Annotated in this window: 18 protein-coding genes and 1 pseudogene; 9 read left to right on the forward strand and 10 right to left on the reverse strand. The window is 67.1% G+C overall.

Annotation, left to right across the window (positions count from 1 at the left end; genetic code table 11):
• The first annotated feature begins 30 nt into the window (after positions 1–30).
• A complete protein-coding gene (locus JQT59_RS14940) occupies positions 31–1,569 on the forward strand; it encodes an alkaline phosphatase D family protein (RefSeq protein ID WP_213576785.1) in 1,539 nt (512 codons plus the stop codon).
• Here the strand turns inward: JQT59_RS14940 and JQT59_RS14945 are convergent.
• Positions 1,538–1,798 (reverse strand): hypothetical protein, encoded by a 261-nt coding sequence (locus JQT59_RS14945; RefSeq protein ID WP_213578391.1) that lies wholly within the window; start codon positions 1,796–1,798, stop codon positions 1,538–1,540. The genes JQT59_RS14940 and JQT59_RS14945 overlap by 32 nt on opposite strands.
• A 62-nt stretch (positions 1,799–1,860) precedes the next feature.
• Between JQT59_RS14945 and yczR the strand changes: the two genes are divergently transcribed.
• Complete coding sequence (gene yczR / locus JQT59_RS14950; RefSeq protein ID WP_213576786.1) at positions 1,861–3,345, forward strand: MocR-like transcription factor YczR; 1,485 nt, start codon at positions 1,861–1,863, stop codon at positions 3,343–3,345.
• Positions 3,346–3,388: 43 nt separating this feature from the next.
• Here the strand turns inward: yczR and JQT59_RS14955 are convergent.
• Positions 3,389–4,485: pseudogene (locus tag JQT59_RS14955) on the reverse strand (CaiB/BaiF CoA transferase family protein).
• Positions 4,486–4,629: 144 nt separating this feature from the next.
• Between JQT59_RS14955 and JQT59_RS14960 the strand changes: the two are divergent.
• Positions 4,630–5,010, forward strand: coding sequence for a VOC family protein (locus JQT59_RS14960; RefSeq protein ID WP_213576787.1), 381 nt, complete (start codon positions 4,630–4,632; stop codon positions 5,008–5,010).
• 14 nt (positions 5,011–5,024) lie between these two features.
• Here the strand turns inward: JQT59_RS14960 and JQT59_RS14965 are convergent, their stop codons facing one another.
• The 4 genes from JQT59_RS14965 to JQT59_RS14980 form a co-directional block, all read right to left on the reverse strand.
• Positions 5,025–5,936, reverse strand: a complete 912-nt coding sequence (locus JQT59_RS14965; protein WP_213576788.1) for an SDR family oxidoreductase — start codon at positions 5,934–5,936, stop codon at positions 5,025–5,027.
• Between the two features lie 128 nt (positions 5,937–6,064).
• Positions 6,065–7,534 (reverse strand): carboxylesterase/lipase family protein, encoded by a 1,470-nt coding sequence (locus JQT59_RS14970; protein WP_213576789.1) that lies wholly within the window; start codon positions 7,532–7,534, stop codon positions 6,065–6,067.
• A complete protein-coding gene (locus JQT59_RS14975) occupies positions 7,531–9,093 on the reverse strand; it encodes a carboxylesterase/lipase family protein (protein WP_109332716.1) in 1,563 nt (520 codons plus the stop codon). The genes JQT59_RS14970 and JQT59_RS14975 overlap by 4 nt, the downstream gene beginning before the upstream one ends.
• A gap of 64 nt (positions 9,094–9,157) precedes the next feature.
• Positions 9,158–10,591, reverse strand: a complete 1,434-nt coding sequence (locus JQT59_RS14980) for a dihydrolipoyl dehydrogenase family protein (RefSeq protein WP_213576790.1) — start codon at positions 10,589–10,591, stop codon at positions 9,158–9,160.
• Positions 10,592–10,676: 85 nt separating this feature from the next.
• Between JQT59_RS14980 and JQT59_RS14985 the strand changes: the two genes are divergently transcribed.
• The gene (locus tag JQT59_RS14985; RefSeq protein ID WP_213576791.1) at positions 10,677–11,429 is read left to right on the forward strand and encodes an SDR family oxidoreductase; all 753 of its coding nucleotides are present in this window, start codon (positions 10,677–10,679) and stop codon (positions 11,427–11,429) included.
• A 45-nt stretch (positions 11,430–11,474) separates the two neighbouring features.
• Positions 11,475–12,824, forward strand: coding sequence for an NAD(P)/FAD-dependent oxidoreductase (locus tag JQT59_RS14990; RefSeq protein WP_213576792.1), 1,350 nt, complete (start codon positions 11,475–11,477; stop codon positions 12,822–12,824).
• Positions 12,825–12,843: 19 nt separating this feature from the next.
• On the opposite strand, the gene JQT59_RS14995 is transcribed toward JQT59_RS14990, so the two are convergent.
• Positions 12,844–14,103, reverse strand: coding sequence for a hypothetical protein (locus JQT59_RS14995; RefSeq protein ID WP_213576793.1), 1,260 nt, complete (start codon positions 14,101–14,103; stop codon positions 12,844–12,846).
• 104 nt (positions 14,104–14,207) lie between these two features.
• On the opposite strand from JQT59_RS14995, the gene JQT59_RS15000 reads away from it, so the two are divergent.
• On the forward strand, positions 14,208–14,987 hold the full coding sequence (locus JQT59_RS15000; protein ID WP_213576794.1) for an FAD:protein FMN transferase: 780 nt from the start codon (positions 14,208–14,210) through the stop codon (positions 14,985–14,987).
• A gap of 20 nt (positions 14,988–15,007) precedes the next feature.
• Here JQT59_RS15000 and pgi read toward each other — a convergent pair whose 3' ends face one another.
• Positions 15,008–16,660, reverse strand: coding sequence for a glucose-6-phosphate isomerase (gene pgi / locus JQT59_RS15005; protein WP_213576795.1), 1,653 nt, complete (start codon positions 16,658–16,660; stop codon positions 15,008–15,010).
• A 69-nt stretch (positions 16,661–16,729) separates the two neighbouring features.
• Here pgi and JQT59_RS15010 point away from each other — a divergent pair, with 69 nt between their 5' ends.
• Positions 16,730–18,184 carry an NAD-dependent succinate-semialdehyde dehydrogenase gene (locus JQT59_RS15010; RefSeq protein WP_213576796.1) on the forward strand — a complete coding sequence of 485 codons (1,455 nt, stop codon included), beginning with the start codon at positions 16,730–16,732 and terminating at the stop codon, positions 18,182–18,184.
• A 131-nt stretch (positions 18,185–18,315) separates the two neighbouring features.
• Here JQT59_RS15010 and JQT59_RS15015 read toward each other — a convergent pair whose 3' ends face one another.
• Complete coding sequence (locus JQT59_RS15015) at positions 18,316–18,612, reverse strand: chorismate mutase (RefSeq protein ID WP_109332711.1); 297 nt, start codon at positions 18,610–18,612, stop codon at positions 18,316–18,318.
• Positions 18,613–18,885: 273 nt separating this feature from the next.
• Here JQT59_RS15015 and pcrA point away from each other — a divergent pair, with 273 nt between their 5' ends.
• The gene (pcrA, locus tag JQT59_RS15020) at positions 18,886–21,369 is read left to right on the forward strand and encodes a DNA helicase PcrA (RefSeq protein ID WP_213576797.1); all 2,484 of its coding nucleotides are present in this window, start codon (positions 18,886–18,888) and stop codon (positions 21,367–21,369) included.
• A gap of 80 nt (positions 21,370–21,449) precedes the next feature.
• Here pcrA and JQT59_RS15025 read toward each other — a convergent pair whose 3' ends face one another.
• On the reverse strand, positions 21,450–22,544 hold the full coding sequence (locus JQT59_RS15025; protein WP_213576798.1) for a M23 family metallopeptidase: 1,095 nt from the start codon (positions 22,542–22,544) through the stop codon (positions 21,450–21,452).
• A 232-nt stretch (positions 22,545–22,776) separates the two neighbouring features.
• Here JQT59_RS15025 and JQT59_RS15030 point away from each other — a divergent pair, with 232 nt between their 5' ends.
• Positions 22,777–24,756, forward strand: coding sequence for a hypothetical protein (locus tag JQT59_RS15030; RefSeq protein ID WP_213576799.1), 1,980 nt, complete (start codon positions 22,777–22,779; stop codon positions 24,754–24,756).
• The last annotated feature ends 28 nt before the right edge of the window (positions 24,757–24,784 follow it).

Raw genomic sequence — 24,784 nt, forward strand, 5'->3', positions numbered from 1 at the left:
TCGAGGATCCCACCACCGAGGAGATGTCCCGTGCACCTGTCGCGCCGTACCCTGCTCCGCGCCACCGCTCTCGGCGTACTCGCTGTTCCCGCCGCCGCGTGTTCCGGCTCGGCCGGTTCGAGTCCCACCCTCCTTCGCCCCCGGCCCGCGCTGACCCATGGAGTTGCCGCCGGCGATATGCGTGCCGACGGCGCAGTGATCTGGGCGAGGTCCGACCGGCCGGCGACGATGATCGTCGAGACGGCGGCCACCGAGTCGTTCACCGACCCGGTGCGATTCGAGGGTGGACTGCTCACCCCGGACACGGACGGCACCGGACGGTTGCGTGTGACCGGACTACCCGCCGGGCAAAAGGTGCACTACCGGGTGACCCTCGAAAGCGACGACGGCGCCACCTCGGAGGCGGTGACGGGTGTCTTCCGCACCGCGCCGAGCGCCGCAAGCGACGTCCGACTGCAGTGGTCCGGAGACACGGTGGGTCAGGGTTACGGAATCAACCCCGACCTCGGCGGTATGCGGATATTCGAAACGATGGCCGCACGCGACCGGCATCTGTTCCTCCACTCCGGTGACGTCGTCTACGCCGACGGACCCCTGAAGGAGTCGGTTGCGCTGCCGGACGGCCGAATCTGGCGGAACACGGTGACCGAGGCCAAGAGTGCGCTTGCACAGACATTGGACCAGTACCGCGGTCAGTACGCCTACAACCTCAGCGACCAGCACTACAGAACCTTCAATTCCTCTGTTGCGCAGATTGTTCAGTGGGACGACCACGAAACGGTCAACAGTTGGTATCCCGGCGAACTCCTCAGCGCCGAGGCCTACTCGGAGAAGAGCGTCGACGTTCTGGCGCAGCGAGCTTTCCAGGCGTTCCACGAGTGGCTTCCGATCGAGCCCACCGAGGCGGTGGACGGGCGCGTGTACCGCAAGATCGGCTACGGACCTCTTCTCGACGTCTTCGTGCTCGATATGCGCACCTACAAGGATGCGAACGGTGTCAATACCGGTCCGGCCGGACAGATCCTCGGCGCAGCACAGAAGGACTGGCTGATTCGCGAACTCGGTGCGTCGACGGCGACCTGGAAGATCATCGCCAACGACCTTCCCCTCGGGGTGGTGGTGCCGGACGGCGACACCGCGTTCGAGGGCATCGCCAACCGGGATCCGGGACCACCGTCGGGCCGTGAATCCGAGATCGCGCAGGTACTGTCCGCGATCAAGGCGGGCGGCGTCACGGGAACGGTCTGGCTCACCGCGGACGTGCACTACACCGCCGCGCACCGGTACTCGCCGGACCGTGCCGCGTACAAGGATTTCGACGAGTTCTGGGAGTTCGTGTCGGGCCCGCTCAACGCCGGTGGTTTCGGCCCCAACGACCTCGATCCGACGTTCGGTCCCGAGGCCGTGTTCGTGCACGCACCGACTGCCCCGAATTCCTCACCCCTCGACGGGTACCAGCATTTCGGGGAGGTCTTCATCGACGGGGAGACGTCCGAGTTGCGAGTCGACCTGCTCGACGCGGCCGGGACGGTGCTGTTCAGTCAGGTCCTGGCGCCTCCTGCCCGGTGACATCGCGGGAATCCGCAAGGCGCCCTGAACTACCTTCGGTGCTCATCGGGCGAGCGGTCCAGTCGGCAGATTCTGGACTGCTCGGTGGATCGGCGAATATGCCACCGAGAGGTGCGCCCAGGCGAAATTGCTCCACGCGAAACAGGCCTTCACCTCCTTCTTTGGGGCCGTATCGGGCGACGGTCGCGGCCAGGAGGAGGATGCAGGCGAGGGTGAGGAGTGTCGTCATGGGGTCAACTCTGCGCCCGACTGGCTTGGGATCGAATAGCCACAGGGCCGATACTGGACTGCATGATGACCCGTGTACTCGGTGCGCGTTCGCTGGCGAGGGACCTCGGCAACTGGCAGGACGACAGCACCCGTCGTTCGGCGGTCCGGCCGGCATACCGGGCGCTCGCCGACAGCATCCGGCTGCTCGTGCACGACGGCCGCGTCCCCCTCGGTGTGGCACTCCCCAGCGAACGCGAACTGGCGTCGGTGCTGGAACTGAGCCGCACGACGATCACGTCGTCGTATTCGGTGCTGCGCGACGAGGGGTACCTGATCAGCCGACAGGGATCGCGGAGCACGGTGGCGTTGCCGCCCGGATCCCGCCAGAACGGCCTCATGTTCCGCGCGCATCAGCCCGGGCCGGAGGGTGCGATGATCGATCTCAGTTATGCGGCGATGGCAGCGCCGGGAGAGGCGGTCGAGAATGCGTACTCGTCTGCCTTGCAGTCTCTTCCGCAGTTCCTTCCGACGCACGGCATGGAACCGGTGGGCATCGGCGCCTTGCGCGACGTGATCGCCGCCCGGTATCGGGCACGCGGACTGGACACGACACCTGAACAGATCATGGTCACCTCGGGCGCGCAGCACGCCTTGCGACTGCTGCTGAACGTGCTGACAGAGCCGGGGGAGCGGGTGCTGGTGGACCATCCCACCTATCCCAATGCGCTGGAGGCGATCCGGAGAGTGGGGGCGCGGCCGGTGCCCGTTCCCGTCCGTCCCGAGGGAGGCGGTTCCGCGGCCTGGGACCTCGACGGAATCCGGAGCGCCGCACGGCAGACCGCGGCGCGAATGGCGTATCTGATTCCCGACTTCCACAACCCCACCGGTCTGTGCCTCGACGCACCCGGCAGAGCGGAACTCGCGAAGATCGCCCGTGAGACGCGGATGACGCTGATCGTCGACGAGACGATGGTCGACCTGTGGCTCGACGAGCCGTCGCCGGGGCCGGTCGCCGCGTACGGCCGGGGAACGGCGAAAACGGAAGTGGTGACCATCGGGTCGACGGCCAAGTCGTTCTGGGGCGGGCTGCGGGTCGGGTGGATACGCGCCGATCCGTCGTTGATCTCACGGCTCGTCGGCGCCCGCGCAGCGGTCGATCTCGGCACACCGGTGATGGACCAGCTGGCGGCCGCACACCTGCTCACCGACGACGACGCGGTGCTCACCCGCAGGCGTGCCGAGTTGCGCGACCAGCGCAGTGCCATGCTCGACGCCCTGGCCGATCGGCTTCCCGACTGGGTCCCGACCATTGGCTCCGGCGGCATGTCGCTGTGGCTGCGGCTTCCGGCTCCGGTGTCGACCGCGCTGGCCGCGACGGCACCCCACTTCGGCGTGCTGCTCGCCGCTGGACCACGGTTCGGCGTGGAGGGCGCCTTCGAGCGATTCATCCGATTGCCGTACGCCCGGACACCCGATCAATTGCGACGCGGTGTCGACGGTATCGCCGCCGCGTACGCCACCCTGGCCGTCGGACCGGAGTTGGCCGAACCGTCCCTCGTCGTCTGAGAGGCAGTGGCAGAGGACGTGGAAACGTACTCTGCCACTGAGCTCAGGTCCAGACGGTGTCGATGTCGACGCCTTCGCGTGCCGGTGGGGTGGGTGCGCCGGCGGGGGTCCGGGAGAAGCGGGGGCCGGGGCGTGCTGGGTTACGCCGTCGAGTTCGATCAGTGACCCGCGGGCGGCGATGTGTTCATTGGACGGCGCCTCCGAGAAGGTGAGGACCGGGGACACGCAGGCGTCGGTGCCGAGGAAGATGGCAGCCCACTCGTCGCGGGTCTTCGACAGGAACTTCTCGGCAAAGACCTTCTTCATCTGCGGCCACGCCGACACGTCCATCTGGTGCGGCAGGTCGGCGGCGTCGAGTTCGAGTCCCTGCAGCAACAGGGCGTAGAACTGCGGCTCGAGCGATCCCACGGCCATGTACTTGCCGTCGGCCGTCTCGTAGGTGTCGTAGAACGGCGCGCCGGTGTCGAGGAGGTTGACGCCCCGCTCGTCCGACCAGACACCGCGGCCTCGGAAAGCCCACATCATGTGCGACAGCGCCAGGGCGCCGTCCACCATCGCGGTATCGACAACCTGACCCTTGCCGGAGGTCTGGCGTTCCACGAGCGCGGACAGGATGCCGAAGATGAGGAACATGGAACCGCCGCCGAAGTCGCCGACCATGTTCAGTGGGGGGACCGGGCGCTCACCCTTTCGGCCGATGGCGTGCAGCACACCCGTGAGGGAGATGTAGTTGATGTCGTGGCCGGCGGCATTGGCCAGCGGGCCTTCCTGTCCCCAGCCGGTCATCCGGCCGTAGACCAACCGCGGGTTGCGCTCGAGGCAGACGTCGGGGCCCAGGCCCATGCGTTCGGTGACGCCGGGGCGGAAGCCCTCGATGACGACGTCGGCGCGCGCGATCAGGTCCAGCACCTTCTCGACCTGCGCGGGGTCTTTGAGGTTGGCTTCGACGACGCGACGTCCGCGCTGAATCTGGTCGTAGGGTCCGTCCTGCGGGATCACGCCGGGGCGCTGCACGCAGACGACGTCCGCACCGAGATCGGCGAGCAGGGTGGCCGCGTGGGGGCCGGGTCCCAGACCTGCGAATTCGACGATGCGAATGCCCGCGAGCGGGCCCTTCTTCTCTGTAACGGGAGCAGACACTCGAGTTCCTCATTCCGATGCGGGACAACCTGTCGAATCGACGTTAACTTGTCGGGTGAGGGAGCTGTGCCGCGGGTCACGACACAGCCGTCGTGTCACGCCTCTCCCTTGCCCCGTGGTGGGTGGGCGGCGCAAAGTTGATGTATGAGTTTTCCGGGTGAGCTCGTCAGTTTCGTTCCCAGCACCGACCTCGACGTCTCCCAGATGTTCTACGTGGACACCCTCGGGCTCGAGCTCGACTCCCGCGACGAATTCGCGCTCGCCCTGAAATGCAACGGATCACTGCTGCGGGTCACGCTGGTCCAGTCGCGTGCCGACACCGGATACACGGTGCTGGGATGGAAGGTCCCCGATCTCGACGGTGTGGTCGACTCACTCCGGACCAAAGGAATCTCGTTCACCGAGTATCCCGGCATGGACCAGGACGAGCACGCCGCCTGGACCGCGCCGGACGGCATCCGCGTGGCATGGTTCCGGGACCCGCACGGGAACGTGCTGTCGTTGTTCGAGTACCCGAACCGATAGGTACCACCCGGACCTCACGCGTCTAGGTCGGCGCCGCCACGTCCGGCCACCAGCGCCTCGGTGGCCTCCCACAACCTGGCCGCGAGTTCGGGGTTCCGTGCATCCTTGCTCGGCTGAACCACCTTGCAGGCCTTGACGTATGCGCCGGTGAACTTGCCCGCCTCGGCAGCCGTGGCGGTCCACACGATCGTCTTCGCGCCCTTCTCGGCATCGGCCATGAACGGAGTGAGCAGGGTTCCGATCACCTGGTAGCCGAACGGAAGGTCGCGGCCGAGGCTGGTCCCCTTGACGAAGCCTGGATCCGCGCAGTTCACCACCAGCCGTGCGGGGTCGAAGCGCCGCGCCAATTCGTTACTGAACAGGGTGAGTGCGAGCTTGGAATTGTTATATACGCGTTGGCCGCGGAACTTGCCGTTCGAGGCCTGCAGGTCGTCGAAGTCGAGGTGCCCACCGCGATGCCCCGACGAGCTGACGTTGACGATGCGCGCGGGGTGGCGGAAGCCGGCGGCATCCGTGGTGGCGGCCTGCGCCATGGCGTCGGCCAGGGCGGTGCCGAGTACGAACGGTGCGAGGTAGTTCACCGCGAAGGTCGACTCGATGCCGTCCGGGGTGAGGCGACGCACTCCCACATCGATCCCCGCATTGTTGATCAACACGTCGATGCGGACGAATCGGTGCCGGAGTTCTTCGGCCAGATTCCGCACCTGTGCCAGGGAGGACAGGTCGGCCGTTGCCGAACTCAACCGGCCAGGGTCGTATGCCGACGTCAACTCGGCGATCGTCTCGTCGACCTTCGCCCGGTCGCGGCCGACCAGCACGACCGTCGCACCGCGGGCCGCCAACTGACGGCACGTCTCCGCGCCCAGTCCGGACGTGGCGCCGGTGACCACCGTGGTGAGTCCTGCGAGATCGTCGTGTTCGATCATGTTCACCTCCGGTACCGCGGAGAACAGGCGTGCGAGTGTGCGGGTGTTTCAGAGTAGGACACACCGCAGGGCCTGCGGGGGTGAAACCGCAGGCCCTGCGCGACTCGCGACAACGTTCCGGAAGTGGACTAGCGCCGGTGTTCGTAGCCGAGCCAGGCGCGACGACGCTCGCCGAGCGGATCCTTCTCGACCCGACTTCTCTCGTCGATGATGAGGGTTTCCCTGTTCTCCCGCGAGTAGGTGGGCCAGCCGGGCGCCGGCGTGCCGTGCCGTGCGAAATGCAGCCAGTGCGACTGCACCGTGTCGGTGACGGTGCGTAGCGCTTTCCACCCACCGAGTGCGGTGAGTGCCCGCGCCCAGGGTCCGGTCAGCCCGAACACCGCGTACATCTCCGTGGCGTGCGTGGCGCCGAGCCCGGCGAGGCGGAGGAGGCGGGGAGCGAAGTCGTATCGGTAACTGTAGGTGGGCGCTACGGCGGCATGGCCCTCGGCGCAGAGTAGGGATGGTTCCCAGAACGTGACGTCACCGCCGAGGTCCGCGGCAGCACGCCGACCGGGATAGCCGGGGTACGCGGAGATCGCCCGCTTCTTCACGGACTCGTCCACATGCGAGAACATTTTCTCGATGCGGGTGGCGTCGGTGGGCAGGATATCGAGGAACCGCGGAAACACCCTGCCCTCGTACTGGTTGGTGCCGATGATCAAGGGAACCGGGTGACCGGAACCGGAGGCGAAGGTATCGAGCGGGTGAGCGGGAAGTAGGAAGCCGTCTACTACCGGCGCGAACACTCGTGTTCCGGGCTCCTCGTCGGCGCCCCGATCCGCCAAAGTGGTTCCCACCTCGACGAAGTCGGAGGCCGTCGCAGTCTGCAGCCAGGTCGCGGCCTCGGAAAGGGGCACTCCCGCGATCTCGACGAATTCGCGTGCCCACCGTGCCGCCCGCTCGGGATGGTATGCCGACGCCGCCGGAGGACTCTGTGCGATGGCCTTGCTGAACAGTCCTTTCGCGGCGGGTGTGCCCATCAGGGTGGTGACGGCGTTGGCGCCGGCCGACTCACCGAAGATCGTGACATTGTCGGGGTCGCCGCCGAACTCGGCGATGTTGCGTTGCACCCATTCGAGCGCAGCCACTTGATCGCGGAGGCCCAGATTCGAGTCGAAAGGCCGCTCCGGCGTAGAGAATTGGCTGAAATCGACGTATCCCAGGGCGCCGAGCCTATAGTTGATGGACACATAGACGATGTCGCCGCGCCGTACCAGCGAGTGGCCACCGTAAAGCGAGGACGAAGAGCTTCCCCCCGAGTACGCGCCTCCGTGGATGAACACCATCACCGGGCGCGGCGTCGCGGACGGCTCCGCGGGAGCCACCACGTTGAGAGTCAGGCAGTCTTCGTCGCACGGCCCGCTACCTTGGGGCGCGCTTGCCCCATAGTGGAAGGCCCGCCGGACATCTGACCATGGCTCGGCCGGTTGCGGGGCACGTAACCGTAACGGGCCCACCGGGGGAGCCGCGTACGGGATGCCGCGCCAGGTGATCAAGTCGTCGAGTCGACGCCCTCCGACGGCGCCGCTCTCGGTGTGGACTTCGAGTGGACTCACAGGCCCTGCCCGTAGTAGCCCTCGTACCCTTCCCACGCCAGTCGACGTTCCCTGCGCGGATCGTCCTGGACTGTGGTGACGGTGTCGAACACGAGCGTTGCCCTCCGATCGGTGTCGTATCTCGGCCACGCAGCCGAAGGTGTTCCGTGCGTGGCGAACTGCAACCAGTTCCTCTGCACCGTATCGGTCACGTCTTTCAGGCCGCGTCGGCCCCCCGCCAACGTGAGCGCGCGACCGAAACGAGTGTCGGCGACGCCGAAGACGGCGAGCAATTCGAATCCGTGCGTGGCGTCGAGTCCGAGCCACGTCATGATCCGCGGAGCGAAGTCGAACCGATAGCTGTACGTCGGCGCGTAGGCGCAATGCGCCTGGGCCAGTTCCACCGACGGCTTCCAGAACGTCAGGTCACCACCGAGGTCCACCGCGGCGTCGGGGGCTGGATAGCCTGGATAGGCTGCGGTGACCCGGGCTTGTGCTGCCGGGTCGGTGAGCTCGAACATCCGGCCGATCCGCGCAGGATCGGTGGGCAGGGCGTCCAAGACCTTAGGGAACAGTGTGCCCTCACGGCTGTTGGTGCCGATGATCAGCGGGACACGGTGCGCGGAGCCGTCGGAGAACGCGTCGAGCGGTGGCTTCGGAAGAAAATCCCCGTCGATCACGGGACCGAACGGGTGAAGCCCGGGAGTTTCCACCAGAACCTTGGCCCCCAACCGGTTTCCCGCTCGACCGAGCGCTCCGACGGGTGAGGTACTCAAGGCCTCGGCCGCGTTCTCCGGTTCGGCGCCCAGGAGTTTCACGTAGTCGGCGGCCCACCCGGCGGCCCGCTCGGCCGTCGTGACGAGACCGGGCGCCGAGCTCTCGGCGATCGCACGAGCGAACAGACCGCGAGCGGAAGGTGTGGTCATCAAGGTGGTGACGGCGTTTCCGCCTGCGGACTCACCGAACAGGGTGACATTGTCGGGGTCGCCGCCGAACCCGGCGATGTTGCGTTGCACCCACTCGAGTGCCGCCACCTGGTCGCGCAGCCCGAGGTTGGAATCGAATGGCCGCTCGGGGGTGGAGAACTGGGTGAAATCGAGGTAGCCGAGCGAACCGAGCCGGTAGTTGATCGACACGTAGACGATGTCGCCCCGGCGTACCAGTGACTGACCGCCGTACAGTGCGGTCGCAGACATACCCAGTGTGTATGCGCCGCCGTGGACGAACACCATCACCGGGCGGGGCTTACCGGAGGTGCCGGGCCTGGCCAGAACGTTGAGGGTCAGACAGTTCTCACTGCTCGGCTGGTACTTGCCCGGCCGCAGCACCGTGAACTTCTTGTGCTGCACGGCCGCGTCCCCGAACTCGGTGGCATCGAGTTCCCCGCTCCACGGGGTGACCGGCTGGGGCGCCCGCAGTCGCAGCGGACCTACCGGCGGGGCAGCATAGGGAATCCCGCGCCAGGCCACGAGGTCGTCGAGCCGTCGGCCGCGCACCATCCCGTCGGTCGTCTTCACCACTGTGTCGGTCGCTGCCCTGTCGGTCGCGACTGTGCCTGTCGTGCGAATGTCGGACGCCATGTCGGCGACTATACGTAGACCTCCTGAGAAACCGATTTGAACGGCGTTCTCGCGCCGGGACCGCTCAGCGCCGTGCCTCGAGCAGCCGCAGCCACACCTCGCTCACCGTCGGGTAGGACGGCACTGCATGCCACAGGGCGTCCAGCGGCACCCTTCCCACGACGGCGACCGTTGCGGCATGTACCAGTTCGGCGACGTCCGTGCCGGCGAAAGTCGCACCTAACAGGGTGTCTGTACCTCGGTCGACGACAAGTTTCGCGTGGCCGGCGAAATCGTCGCGAGAGAGGGACGAGCCTGCGACAGCGATATCGACTTCCACCGTCTCGACGTCCACGCCTGCGTCGCGGGCCTCCTTCTCGGTGATCCCCACAGCAGCGACCTCGGGGTCCGAGAACACCACCTGGGGAACTTGACCGTGATCGGCGGACGCACTGTAGCGGGAACCGTCGAGCGGTCTTCCCTCCGCGCGCGCCGCGATCACGTCACCACAGACCCGCGCCTGATATTTGCCCATGTGAGTGAGCAATGCCCGCCCGTTGACGTCACCGACGGCGTACAACCATCCGTCCGGTGTCGTCATGTGGTCGTCGGTGGGAAGGTAACCGCGCGCGTCGAGCAGTCGCGGGTCGACCCCCAGCCCCGAAGTCGCAGGGGTGCGGCCGGTCGCGACCACGATCTCGTCGACCTCGAACGGGTCCTGCCCGGCCACGTCGAGCGTGGCGGGGCCGCCGTGGACCCGGCCGATACCGGTGTCCTGCGGATCGGGCCGCTCCACACGGCGGAGTTCGGCGCCGAAGAGGAGTCGGGCGCCCTTCTTTTCGAGTCCCTCGGCCACCAGCTTCCCGGCGAACGGCTCGTTCTTCGCGAGTAGCCCTCGGCCTCGCACCACCATGGTGAGTTCCTCGACACCGAGGTCGAGCAGCCACGACGCGCTCTCGCAGGCTACGACGCCGCCGCCGATCACCGCGACCCGGCGCGGAACCTCCCGCAGATTGGTGGCATCCCGCGAGGCCCACGGCAAGGCTGCGCGGAGCCCGGGTGTGTCCGGAATCGCTGCCGTGGTTCCCGTCGCCACGACGACGGCGTGCCGGGCGCGGATACGGCGGGAGCCGCCCACCGTCACCGTCCGCTCACCGGTCAGGCACGCCGAGCCGCGGATCACCTCGATTCCCTGCGCATCGGCCCACATCACCTGCGACGAGTCGTCGTGGTTGTTGGTGAACGAGTCCCGCCGGGCGAGTACGGCCTGCGGATCGAGGGCTCCGGCGGATACACCGGCCATGTTGCGTGCGGCCCCCAGGACCTCTCCGGGACGCAGCAACGCCTTGCTCGGCATACAGGCCCAGTAGGAACACTCGCCGCCGACGAGTTCGTGCTCGATCAGTGCGGCGGTGCGCTCGCTGCCCGCGATGGCATAGCTCGCCGCGTTCTCCCCCGCGGGGCCGCCTCCGATCACGATGACGTCGTACTCTTCCGCGTCGTCCACCGAGTCAGTCATGCCTGTCACGGTAGGCCGGTCGAGGGTCGGCTGTCAGAACTTCGAGCACGCCTGCGGTGTGTGTGGCTGCAAGTATCGTGACCGGATGATGCGCAACAAGATCTTGATCACCGGAGCCAGCTCGGGCCTGGGCGAGGAAATGGCCCGCCGATTCGCCGCCCAAGGGCGAGACCTCGCGCTCTGCGCGCGGCGCGGCCCCCGCCTCGAAGCCTTACGCGACGAACTGAGGTCGGCCCATCCCGGAGTGACCGTTGCGATCCGCGAACTCGACGTCACCGATCACGAAGCGGTGGTACGCGTCTTCGGGGAGTTACGCGACGAGCTGGGTGGTCTCGACCGGGTAATCGTCAACGCCGGACTCGGCAAGGGAGCCAGGATCGGGACGGGCCGTGCCGACGCCAATCTCGCCACCGCCCGCACCAACTTCGTCGGCGCGCTGTCGCAGTGCGAGGCCGCCCTCCAGATATTTCGGGAACAGAATTTCGGTCATCTCGTGCTCGTGTCGTCGATCAGTGCCGATCGCGGTCTGCCCGGTCCGAAGGCGGCCTATTCGGCCAGCAAGGCCGGCGTCTCCGCACTCGGGGAGGCGTTGACGGCAGAACTGGTGAAGAGTCCCATCGCGGTTACTACACTGCTGCCCGGATACATCGCTACCGAGATGTCGGGCAAGGCCGGTGACAGCGACTCGATGACCGCAAGCCTGGACGAGGGCGTCACCGCGATGGTCGACGCGATCGACAAGGAATCCCGCCGGGTGGCGTTGCCCGGCACCAAGTGGAAAGCAATCGACGTGGCGCTGAGGTTCCTTCCGCATGCATGGACATCACGGTTCGTGTAGGACTGAGCTGTGCCGGCCAGTGACGACGAGCGTGAGGTGTCCACAGTGACGACAACCCAGGAATCTTCGTCTCTCGGCTTGCAGCGCTCGCGGCCGCGGGTGGTGATCGTCGGCGGCGGATTCGGTGGCGTCCACGCCGCCAAGCGGTTCCGGGGTGTGGACGTCGACGTCACTCTGCTCGATCGGGGAACCAGCCACGTCTTCCAGCCGCTGCTGTATCAGTGCGCCACGGGACTCCTGTCCGAAGGGGAAATCACCACACCGTTGCGGCACCTGCTCCGCGGCTACAGCAACATTCACGTCGCCCTCGGGGAAGCGCAGTCGATCGACGCCGAACAAAAGGTCTTGACCGCAAGCAGATTCGACGGCTCCACCTTCGACGTTCCCTACGACTACTTGATCGTCGCTGCCGGGATGCGCCAGGCGTATCACGGTCACGACGAGTACATCCAGTGGGCGCCCGGGATGAAAACTCTCGACGACGCCCTCGCGATCCGGCGAAAGCTCATCTCGGCCTTCGAAATGGCCGAGTCGCTTCCCACCCCCGAAGAGCGGAAGCCGTGGCTGACCTTCGCCGTCGCCGGCGGTGGGCCCACCGGGGTCGAACTGGCCGGGCAGATCAGGGAACTCGCACTGCGGGCCCTCGCTCACGAATTCCAGTCCATCGATCCCGGTGAGGCGCGGGTACTGCTCCTGCACGGCGGCGACCGGGTGTTGCCGTCGTTCAACCGCAAGTTGTCGGCGGCAGCGCAGGCCACACTCGACAAGATCGGTGTCGAAACACATCTGGGCGTGCATGTGACGGATGTGTCGGAGACGAGCGTCGAGACGACGTCCAAGGACGGGGGGAAGACGAAGAACCGGTTCGACGCCCGGACCATCCTGTGGACGGCCGGCGTCGAGGCGGTCCCGTTCGCCTCCGTACTCGCACAGGCGCTCGGCGTGAAGCAGGCCGCGGGTGGTCGCATCGAGGTGAATCCCGACCTCAGCGTGCCGGGTCATCCCAACGTCTGGGTGGTCGGCGACATGATGGCGCTGAAAGAACTTCCCGGTGTGGCCGAGGTGGCGATGCAGGGTGGCAGGCACGCCGCCGGGTGCATTGCCCGCACCGTCGAGCGTGGCGAACCCGACCGGAAACCGTTCAAATACCGCGATCTCGGCAGCGCGGCGTACATCGCCCGCAGGCACGCGCTCGTTCAGGCGGGGCCTGTCCAGATGTCCGGTGCTGTCGGGTGGGTATCGTGGGGAGTCATCCACATCGCCTTCCTCGCGGGCTACCGCAACAGATTCGGCACGTTGCTGAACTGGGCGGCAACGCTCGCGTCGGGGGCGCGGCGGGAGCGGGCCATCACCTACGGCGATCCGCAGTCGGCGCGCCAGCCCTACGACGCCTGACCGCCGACCGTCCGGGACGTCACCAGCCGCGGGCCCGGAGTTCGTGCCGGGTCAGCACGTCCTCGGCACGTTCACGGAGAGCGGTGCGGCTCGGGACATCGAGTGATTCCAGGGCGAGGGTGTAGCGCCCGTCGAACTTGCTCAGGTAAGCCGACATTCTGGTGCGGCTGGAGACGATGCCGGGGTGCACGGCCCGCGTGGCGATACCCGTTGTGTGATGTCCACCCAGGACACCGAGTGCGTCGGGAAGCGGCCCGATGTTCGAGCACAGAACGTCCCGCTCACCGGGGTTGCCTGTCAGCGCGTGGGCGAGCCGGTCGGGGATCAGCTGCAGCATTTCTTCCGGGAAACCTGCCGGGCTCGTCATCGGCGTCGAGGTGAACGCCGCACGACTCGACGCACGGACATCGGCGACGGTGTCGCCCGGTGCCACCACCACCTCGACCATTGCCACCGAGTTCGCGGCCGCGGTGGAGTCGCCGCCGCCGCGCACATCCATCGGCACGCTGATCGTCAGAGGCGCCGACTCGTCGTCGCGGCGGGCGATCTCGGCGACCACCGACAGGAACAGACTGTTCGCCGTCCCGCCGGACTCCTCGGCGGCGACATCCCAGGCACCCGCGTCCACGTCTACCACCGCCGAAGCGGCCCTACGGTGGAACACCTCGGGGTGCACCGTGCTGTCCGCGCGTACGAAGTCGCGCAGCTCGGCGCGGCGGTCGGAATCGATCAGCAGGCCGGCAACTGCGCGCACCGTTCCTTCGGTGACCCGTCGGGTCAGAAGGGCCGCGTCCCAGACGTCATCGATCGGTCCACGGTGACGCGGCGCAGCGGACGGTGGCGTGCCCTGCAACGCGTCCGCGATGGCGGCGGTCAGGCCCCTCGCATCCGCGAGCACATGTGAACACACCAGCGACAGCACTGTGCCGCCGCCGTCGAGACGCCCGCAGGCCAGCCGCCACCCGGGGCCCCGTTCGGGGTCGACCGGCAAGGCGGCCTGCTCGTCGGCCCATTCGAGCAACGCCGCGGCAGGGACGGTGGCGTACTCGACGGGGAATGCTCCCGAGCTGGGCGCGAACCGTGGCCGGGCACCGGGGACCCGCGAGCGGATCACCCGCCTGCCCAGCGGACCGCGTGACAGCAGGACGCGGAGAGACTCCAGGACTTCTTCGTCGATCCGGCCGTCGGTGCGCCACAGACCCTGCATCACGATCGGCGTCCCCCACCCCCGATGGGTGCGGAGAAACATCTCGTCGACAACGCTCAACCGGGCGCTCACCTGCCGGAGTCTACGACCGCCGGCAACACAGGCGCACGACCTCCTGGACAACCGGCGCATACTGGATTTGCAGCACAGTGAAGGAACTGCACACGGAGCACGCCATGGTGAGTGTCGAGAAGTGGAAGGTCTGGGGTTCCGTCGTGGAAGTCGACGTCACCGAGGGTGCTGCACTGCCCGAGGCGACCGCGCTGATCGCAGGTGTCATCGAGGAAACCGAGGCGGTGTGCGACCTTCAGCGCGGGGATGCCGAGATTCACGCCGTGAACCTGTCACAAGGCGCACCGGTGAAGGTGAGCCGGCGGATGTCGGCGCTGCTTCGTTCCGCGTTGTGGGCGGCGCGGATGACCGACGGTGTGGTCAATCCGCTCGCCTCCGAGATGGCGGACGACACCCTCATTCCCACCGTGCATCCGGTGCCGAGTTTCCGTGACATCCAGATCGACGACGACGTGGTGTTCGCGCCGTGGGGCGCATCCTTGGACATCACCGACACCGCGAAGGCCGATACGGTCGATCGTGCGGCGGCGCTCGTCGCGCGCGAACTCGAGTGCGGCGCAGCGGTGCGTATCGGCGACGTGATCGCTACGGCGGGTCACTGCCCGGCCGGCGGCTGGCAGATTTCGGTGCCCGGAAACGGAGACGTCGAATTGGTGAACGGAACGGCGATGGCGACGGCATTCGCGCCGCCCGTCAGCGAACCGCCGTCGAAAACCGAATGGGAATCGGTCACGGTGATCGCCGACGACGCGCTGTGGGCCTACGCCGCCAGTGTCGCCGCTCTCGCACGGGGCATCGGCGCCATCCGCTGGATCGAACAGCAGGAGCTACGCGCCCGGCTGGCGGATCGCTCGGGCCGCGTCTACACCACCGAGAACTGGTAAGTCAGGCGAGAACTGGTAAGTCAGGCCCGACCGCGCTGACGGCGGTACCAGCGCACCAGGCTGTCCGTCGACGTATCACTCTGCGCGGCAGGTGACTCCGCGGCGGTGAGCACCGGCTGCAATTCGACGGCCTGCGTCTTCCCGAGTTCGACGCCCCACTGATCGAACGAGTCGATGCCCCAGATGACGCCCTCGACGAACACCTGGTGCTCGTACAGCGCGATGAGCTGCCCGATGACGGACGGGGTGAGCTTGGGCGCGAGGATGGTGGTGGACGGCCGGTTCCCGGGCATCACCTTGTGTGGCACCAGGTGCTCCGGGGTTCCCTCCGCCGCGATCTCCTCCGCGGTCTTGCCGAACGCCAGGACCTTGGTCTGGGCGAAGAAGTTGCTCATCAGCAGGTCGTGCATGCTGCCCGTGCCGTCCGCGGTGGGCAGATCGTCGGTGGGTTCACCGAAGCCGATGAAGTCGGCGGGAACGAGCCGCGTCCCCTGATGCAGAAGCTGGTAAAAGGCGTGCTGGCCGTTGGTGCCCGGCTCGCCCCAGAAGATCTCACCGGTGGAGGCGGGAACGGGGGACCCGTCGGCCCGCACCGACTTGCCGTTCGATTCCATCGTCAGCTGCTGCAGGTAGGCCGCAAAGCGCACGAGATCGTTGGAATACGGCAGCACCGCACGGGACTCGGCGCCGAAGAAGTTGGAGTACCAGAGCCCGAGGAGCCCCAGGAGAACCGGCGCGTTCTCCTCCAGTGGAGCCGTCCGGAAATGCTCGTCCACCGCGTGGAACCCGGCGAGGAACTCCGCGAAACGCTCCTTGCCGATCGCAGCCATCACCGACAGTCCGATCGCCGAATCGACCGAGTACCGTCCCCCGACCCAGTCCCAGAATCCGAACATGTTGGCAGTGTCGATACCGAAGTCGGCCACGCGGTCGGCATTGGTCGAGACCGCAACGAAATGTTTTGCCACAGCATCGGTCCCGAGACCCAGGCCGTCGAGAAGCCACCGCTTGGCGGCAGTGGCATTGGTGAGGGTTTCGAGTGTGGAGAATGTCTTGGACGCCACGATGAAGAGCGTCGTGGCCGGATCGAGACCGTGCAACGTGCGCACCAGATCCGACGGGTCGATGTTCGAGATGAAACGCACGCTGATCCCGGCATCGACATAGTGCCGCAGGGCCCGGTACACCATCACCGGCCCCAGATCGGACCCGCCGATGCCGATGTTGACGACGGTCGTAATCCGCTCGCCTGTGGCGCCTCGCCATTCCCCGGACCGCAACCGATCGGTGAAATCGCCCATGCGATCGAGAACCTCGTGCACGTCCGCCACCACGTCCTGGCCGTCCACGGTGAGCGACGCGTCGGCAGGCAACCTGAGAGCGGTGTGGAGGACGGCGCGATCCTCCGACGTGTTGATGTGCTCGCCCGCGAACATCGCGTCCCGGCGGGCTTCCAGGTCTGCGCTGCGCGCCAGATCGACCAGCGACTCGAGGGTCGCGCGATCGACGCGGTGCTTGCTGTAATCGATGAACAGATCGCCCGCAGACACGGTGAGTTCGCGGCCCCGAGCCGGATCCTGATCGAAGAGCTCCCGCAGATGAACGGACTGGATTCGGGCGTGATGATCGCGCAATTTCTGCCAGGCAGCGGTTTCGGTGATGTCTGAGCTCACGAGGTTCGAGCTTAGTGCCCGCGCGTCGAAACTTCCGTGTGAAGTCTGGTGCGGCGCATGATGGACCCCATGGATTCCCGCGAACTCATTCGACAAGTTCCGACGACCCTCTTCCTCGGTGGTGAGCAGCGCGACGCCGAAAACGGTGCCACCTTCACCGTCTTCGACCCGTCCACCGGTGAGGCCCTCACCGAGGTGGCGGACGCCAGTCCGGCCGACGCGATGAAAGCTCTGGACGCCGCAGTGGCGGTTCAGAGCGAGTGGGCGGCCACGCCGGCCCGCGCCCGCGGTGAACTGCTGCGAGCCGTGTTCGACAGGATCATCGAGCGTGCCGACGACTTCGCCCTGTTGATGACCCTGGAAATGGGCAAGGCCCTACCGGAGAGCAAGGCGGAGGTGAAGTACGGCGCCGAGTTCTTTCGCTGGTTCAGTGAGGAGGCGGTGCGGATCTCGGGCCGCTACACACCCGCCCCCGCCGGCAACGGACGGGTGCTCGTGACCAAACAGCCGGTCGGTCCGTGTCTCGCGATCACCCCGTGGAACTTCCCCCTCGCGATGGGCACCCGAAAGATCGGTCCTGCGCTGGCCGCGGGCTGCACGATGATCGTCAAGCCTGCCTCCGAGACGCCGCTGACCATGCTGTTGCTGGCCGAGGTCATGGCCGACGCGGGACTGCGGAAGGGTGTCCTGTCCGTACTGCCCACGTCGAAGTCCGGGGAAGTGACGGGTCCGTTGCTGGACGATCGGCGCCTGCGCAAGCTCACGTTCACCGGTTCGACCGGGGTCGGGCGCATGCTGATCGAGAAGTCGGCCAAGGGTCTGCTGCGCACGTCGATGGAACTGGGTGGCAACGCGCCCTTCGTGGTCTTCGATGACGCTGACGTCGACGCAGCGGTACAGGGCGCCGTTCTCGCGAAGATGCGCAACGGGGGCGAAGCGTGCACGGCCGCCAACCGTTTCCACGTCGCGAACAGTGTCCGCGAGGAATTCACCGCCAAGCTCGTCGACAAGATGTCGTCGTACACACTCGGACCGGGGCAGGACCCCGACACCACACTCGGCCCGCTGATCAACGCGGATCAGCTCGAGACCGTCAGCGAACTCGTGCAGGACGCCGTCGGTGCGGGAGCCCGCGTCCGGCTGGGCGGTGCGGCGCCGGAAGGGGCGGGCTACTTCTATCCGGCCACCGTCCTCGACGACGTCCCACCTCAGGCCCGAATCCTGAAGGAGGAAGTGTTCGGCCCGGTTGCCGCGATCAGCGGTTTCGACACCGAAGACGAGGGCATCGCCGCAGCGAACGATACTGAATACGGTCTCGCTGCCTACATCTTCACCCGGGACCTCGACCGTGCGCTTCGCGTCGCCGATCTCCTCGAAACGGGCATGGTGGGCGTCAACCGGGGCGTCATCTCGGACACCGCTGCCCCCTTCGGCGGCGTCAAAGCATCAGGCTTCGGGCGCGAAGGGGGCAGTGAAGGTATCGAGGAGTACCTGGAGACCAAGTACGTGGCACTCGAGTCGTAGAGATCGAGGGGCACCGGGTGAGGCGGCCGCTGTCGTGAACCGACGGCGGCCGCGCCTGAGGCGACTCGGTCGGGGCGACTCGGTGACCGAAGAGGCTCGGTGAGCGAGTCGGGCTCAGAGACCGAAGGGGCTCAGTGACCGAGGCGGCCGCGCCCGAGGCGCAGCAGGAGCATCGCGAGAGTGTGGCCTTCCTGGCCGAGTTCGTTGAACCGCTCGAGCACCTTCATCTCGCGGCTGTGGACCAGGCGCGGGCCGCCGGATGCCATGCGGGTGGCACCGATGATCTGCGAGACCTCGGACCGGCGCTTGATCGCGGCGAGAATCTCGGCGTCGAGCTTGTCGATCTCCTGACGGAGAACCTCGATCTCGGCCTCGCTGGTGGGAACAGCGGTGTCCTTGGCGGCTGATGCGACGGTCTGAGTGCTCATTGGTTCGTCTCCCTCTTGTCAGAACGTGGATCGTTGTTTCGGCTCGAGTCGTTACCGATCCAGGCTCGTTTGACGAAAAAAGCCCCGGATCCGGTGTGGACCTCGGGGCTCGTGAGCTGTTCAGTTCACGGGCACCGGAGGCCGGTACCCATAAAAAAATCGCCACTGGGGGCGCGATGGCTGACTGAACACGTGTACCAGTTTGCCACGGGGGTACCACGCAGGCCAAGCGGCTGTGACGCTGTCGGTGGACGCCGGTAGGTTTAGTGGACGATGAATACTATTTCGCGTACTGCTTCGCACACCGGTGCCGTGGCCACGCCGCGCGCATCCACGCCCGCGCGCGCCGGCTCGGACACCCTTCTCGAGGGCCTCAATCCGCAGCAACGCGAGGCTGTCGTGCACGCTGGTTCTCCGCTTCTCATCGTCGCGGGTGCCGGGTCGGGGAAGACGGCAGTGCTCACCCGCCGTATCGCGTACCTGCTCGCGGAACGTGGTGTGATGCCGGGCCAGGTTCTGGCCATCACCTTCACCAACAAGGCCGCGGCGGAGATGCGCGAGCGGGTCGCGCACCTGGTCGGTCCGCGTGCCAACAACATGTGGGTGTCCACGTTCCACTCGAGTTGCGTACGTATCCTGCGCGCCCAGGCCGCGCTGCTTCCGGGGCTCAACTCCAACTTCTCCATCTACGACGCGGACGACTCGCGGCGCCTGTTGACGATGATCTCCAAGGATCTGAACCTCGACACCAAGCGATACACCGCGCGGCTTCTCGCCACCCACATCTCGAATCTGAAGAACGAGCTGGTCGACCCGGAGCAGGCCGCTGCCGATGCCGACAAGGATCCGGCGGAGCTGCCGCGTCTCGTCGCGAAGGTGTACGGCCATTACCAGCAGCGGCTGCGCTCGGCCAACGCCCTCGACTTCGACGACCTGATCGGCGAGACCGTCGCGATGCTCCAGGCGTTCCCGCAGGTCGCTGAGTACTATCGGCGCCGGTTCCGGCATGTGCTGGTCGACGAGTACCAGGACACCAACCACGCGCAGTACATGCTGGTCCGCGAACTGGTGGGCAGCACAACGGTGGACCCGAATGCCGAGCACAGCATCGCTCCTGCCGAACTGTGTGTGGTGGGCGATGCGGATCAGTCGATCTACGCGTTCCGTGGTGCCACCATCCGCAATATCGAAGAGTTCGAGCGTGACTATCCCGACGCCCGCACCATCCTGCTCGAGCAGAACTACCGGTCCACGCAGAACATTCTCTCCGCGGCGAACTCCGTGATTTCCAAGAACACGGGCCGTCGTGAGAAGCGGCTGTGGACCGACTCGGGCGAGGGCGAGCTCATCACCGGCTATGTCGCCGACAACGAGCACGACGAGGCGTCCTTCGTCGCGTCGGAGATCGACAAGCTGGTCGATTCCGGAGAAGCCAAGTTCGCTGATGTTGCGGTGTTCTACCGCACCAACAACTCCTCGCGTGCACTCGAGGAAATTTTCATCCGCCTCGGTGTTCCGTACAAGGTGGTCGGCGGCGTGCGGTTCTACGAGCGCAAGGAGGTTCGCGACATCGTCGCGTATCTGCGGGTGCTCGCCAACGAGGACGACACTGTCAGTCTGCGTCGTATCCTCAATACCCCGCGCCGTGGCATCGGGGACCGGGCCGAGGCGTGCGTGGCGGTGCATTCCGAGCAACGGGGAATCAGTTTCGCGGAGGCGCTGCGCGATGGCGGCGAGGGCCGGGTGCCGCTGCTGAACACCCGCTCACAGAAGGCCATCGCGTCCTTCCTCGAGTTGATGGACGGATTGCGGATGATGCTGCCGCCCGAGTTCAGCTCGGACGAAGTGGTCCCCGATCAGCTGGGCGACATCGGCGACGTCGTCGAGGCGGTGCTCGAGCGGACGGGATATCGCGCCGAGCTTGCCGCCAGCAGCGACCCACAGGACGGTGCCCGGCTCGACAACCTCAACGAATTGGTGAGTGTTGCACGGGAGTTCAGCTCCGACGCCCGTAATGCTGCCGGGCTGATCGACACCCCCGAGGACGGTGACGTCGACGCGCGCGACGGTGAACCCGACCCCGGCTCCCTGGCCGCCTTCCTCGAGCGAGTGTCGCTGGTCGCCGATTCGGACCAGCTGCCCGACTCCGACGAGGGCGTCGTCACCATGATGACTCTGCATACGGCGAAGGGGCTCGAGTTCCCCATCGTGTTCGTCACCGGGTGGGAAGACGGCCAGTTCCCGCACATGCGGGCGCTCGGCGACCCCACCGAACTGTCGGAGGAACGCAGGCTGGCCTACGTCGGCATCACCCGTGCCCGGAAGCGGCTGTATCTCACCCGCGCAGTCATCCGGTCGGCGTGGGGGCAACCCATCCAGAACCCGGAGTCACGGTTCCTGCAGGAGATTCCGACCGATCTGGTGCATTGGCGTCGTGAGGACCCGGGAACCGGAATCGGTTCCGGCGGCGCGATCGGTGGCGGCCGCGCCCGAAGTTCCGGCTATGGCGGCCAGGGTTACGGTGGCCACAGTTACGGCGGCAGTTCGTCCGGTACGCCGAGTTTCGGTGCGGCCCGCTCGCGCAACAACAACCTGGTCCTCGCCGTCGGCGACCGTGTCACCCACGACAAATACGGTCTCGGCACGGTGCTGGAGACCAAGGGTGCCGGACCGACTGCCACCGTCACGATCGACTTCGGAAGCGCCGGCAAGGTCCGGCTCATGCTGATCGGTGGAGTTCCCATGACCAAGCTGTAGGGCTGCACACAGACAACTGCGGCGCATGCACTGTGCATGCGCCGCAGTCGTCTGTGGTTACGTTCCGGAGTGTTTTCCGCTCAGTCCATCTCGGGGCCGAGGCTGATGCCGCGCGAGGCCAGCCACGGCAGGGGATCGACCTTGTTCTCGCCGCCGAGGTGAACCTCGAAGTGCAGGTGCGGGCCGGTGGAGAATCCGCGGTTGCCGACGGTGGCGATCTGGTCACCCGCCATAACCTTCTGGCCCACGGTGACGTTGGAGGTGTTGATGTGCCCGTAGACGGTGACGGTGCCATCGGCGTGCTTCAGGCGGACCCACATGCCGAACCCGGAAGCCGGCCCGGAGTCGATGACCTCGCCGTCGGCCACGGCCACGATGGGGGTGCCGATGGGGGCGGCGATGTCGACGCCCGCGTGGAGCGTGCCCCAGCGCGATCCGAAGTTCGAGGTGAAGGTGCCGATCGTGGGGAGAACGAACAACGGCCGACGGGCCGCAGCCTCGCGGGCGGCGCGCTCTTCGCTGAAGCGCTGTCCCTTGGCGAGGAGGTTGCTGAACTGGGACAGGTCGGTGGGATTCGCGACGTTCAGGACCTGGGGGGCGTTCGACTCGGATGCGACGGTGTCGGCGACGGTGGAGAACTGGGCCGCCTGCGGCTCGGCGGTGGTGCCGATGACGCTCGACTCGTCACTGGCGAGGGCGACCTCGGAGTGATCGGTGGAGTTGGACGAAGAGCCGCTGACTGCGGCCTGACCTGCTGCGACGACGGCGCCCGCTGCGACTGCGAGAACAGCTGCGCGGCCCTTGAGGGCTGAGGGGGGAGTGGGAAGTCGGTGCGCTCCGCGGCGGGAGTGGGAGGGCGTGCCCTCGGGGGACTCGATACCGCTGCGGGGAATGAAGCCGGGGATGTCGAACTCGGAGTCGTAACTGCTCACAGCGTCGACGCGGTGATGGCCGGAACGCGGAGCGTTGTGCCTGCTGGAGCGGGGAGAATGCGAATCACGGGAGAACATTGTGGAAATCTCAGAACTATCGGTCTCGGTGTAACGCTCGACCGATCGTGGGGGATACGTGGGCGTGACCTCGTCGTTGTGACCAACCGAGAACGAAGGCTCACGTTCCTCGTCAGCGTGGTGATTCACAAAACGGCTGGCCGTGAACTGGCTGCGGTGGTGCATACGCCCGTCCAACCTCCTGCTCGTGACCTGCCTGTGACTTAGACCCTGGCGACGGTAACGAAACGGTTGCGATGCGCGCAACCTGTAACGCGAATGAACAGCTACTTGTGACGGGCATCACAACGTGAGCTGGGGGAATGTGGGCGCGGGTAATCGGTCTCGATTCGATCTCCAGGGGAGAAGCGCGTGTCACACCGGCCGCGGGCCGGGTGCGAGGCGTTAGCGTCGGTCCGTGGCGTCATCAACTCGTTCCGGAGAAGGCCCCCGGGCGCAGCCCGAACGTATTCCCAGAGCCGAGCCCGAACGTATCCCTTCCTCGGGAGGCGGCGCTCGATCCGCCGCGGTCGAGGAGCCGGATCCCGACAAGGCGCGTCGAGGGTGCACGACCGCTGCCATCCTGGCTTTCGTCGGAGGACTGGGTGTCGCTGCCGCACCCGTCCTACAAGCGGCACGGCCGGCGGTAGGCGCCACGGAGTTGCCGGGAGTCGGCGCCGCGGCCGTGTGGGCGGCAGTATTCGCCCTCGCAGCGCCGATCGTGGCGGCCGCCGCCCTCGTCGCGCGCAGGACGGCATTCGCCGGCGGCCTCCTCGCGGGCGCGGGTGCGGTCTCGATCGGCCCTGCCATCCTGGACGTTCAGCTGTGGACGGACGCAATCGATGCCAACCGACTGGAGCTGTTCCGTCCGCAAACGGCGGCGGAACTCACCGCGGGTACCGGCGCCTACACGCTCGTGGCCGGTCACATCCTGATCGTGCTCGCCGGCCTTCTCGGGATGGTGACGGTCCACCGCTGCTCCCTCCTCGACGGCTACGGCGATGCGCGCAGTTCCGAACAGGTGGGACGCGCGACCGGCGCGCGAGTCGGTTTCCTCTTGTCCGTGGTGACGGTGGCAGCGGCCGTGGTGCTGGTCGGAGCACTGTTCGCGCCCGCCCTCGTATCCTCCGATCCCGTCATCCTCGTGCCGACCGTGGTCGAATCCGATCTCGCGACCTCGATCGGGGCCGCGGCGATGGCCGTCGCCGTCCTGATCGCCGTCGCGTCCGCGTTGGCGTCGATCTCCCCGCCCGTGTCGGCGGGAGTCCTGATCGGGTCCGGGCTCGCTGCTCTGGGTGTAGTCGGGACGCGCCTCGTGGCAGGACTGGCCGCGGGCGAACGCATCGGGGTCGGGCCGGGCTCGGTGTGGGGAACCGTCGGGGCCGGCGCGTTGGTACTGGCGGGGCTGTGTGTCCCCGCGATCGACCGCGCCCGCGACGGGCGCATCCTGCAGGCGCTGGCCGGCGCCGCGACGGATCGGACGGTGACACCGGCCACGGGGAAGACGGGGGCTGTCACACCGTCCGGAAAAGGCGTTGCCAAGGCCGCCGCCCGAGCGGAAGCCGAGGCAGCTCGCGCACGGCTCGCCCGATGGCACCTCGCCGCCGGAACCGCCGGAGCCCTCACCGCCGTCCTCGCCGCGACCGGGGCATTGCTTCCGGTACTGGACACGCCCGCCTCGTTGGCGCGTCCCGACGTTCTGGCCACCCGGGTCGTCCTCGTCGCCGCCATCGTTCTCGCCGTCGGAACGATCTGGTTGTTCTTCTCCGAGTTCGCTTCGGCGGTGCGACCCGCGGTCGGGATTCTGTGGGTGACGATTCCCTTCTCCGTCGCGGCGGTGACCCAATCCGTGGTGCTCGCCATTGATGTACCGGGTATCAGTGCCGGCGCCGGCTCGGTTCTGCTGTGGTGCGCCGCGGTCACCGCCGTCGTGACCGGGGTGCTCACCTGGTTCGCCGGTTCCGCGGAACGGGAGGAGATCGATACCTCCGAGGAGCGCTCGACCGATCTCGCGGTCCTCGTGGTCGGGGGATTCGGCGCCCTGTCCGCGTTCGTCGGACTGGCACTTCCGCTCTACTCCGGCACCGATGCTGTGGGCGAACACACCGCTGCCGCCACCTTCGGGGAACTTCCCTGGGGGCTCGACGTGTGGGGCCGGGCGTTGCTGGGCGCGACGGTCGTCCTCGCCGTGATCGTGGCCGCGCGTGCGAGGCCCGTCCGGGCATGCGCACTACTCCTGGGGACAGGCGTCGCCATGGGGGTGTATTTGCTGTCCTGGCCTCTCACCCGAGCGCGGCTGGAGGCCCCGGAAATGGGGGCCGGTGTCATCCCGTCCGCGGTGGGCATAGTGTTGGTTGCGGCTGCCGCGGCCCTCACAGCACGCACCGGAAAACGGTGAGCACCCCGCCGAAAAATCGGTGAGGCGC

Source organism: Rhodococcus sp. USK13 (assembly GCF_018343855.1).
In the GTDB taxonomy this organism is placed as follows: domain Bacteria; phylum Actinomycetota; class Actinomycetes; order Mycobacteriales; family Mycobacteriaceae; genus Rhodococcus_F; species Rhodococcus_F oxybenzonivorans.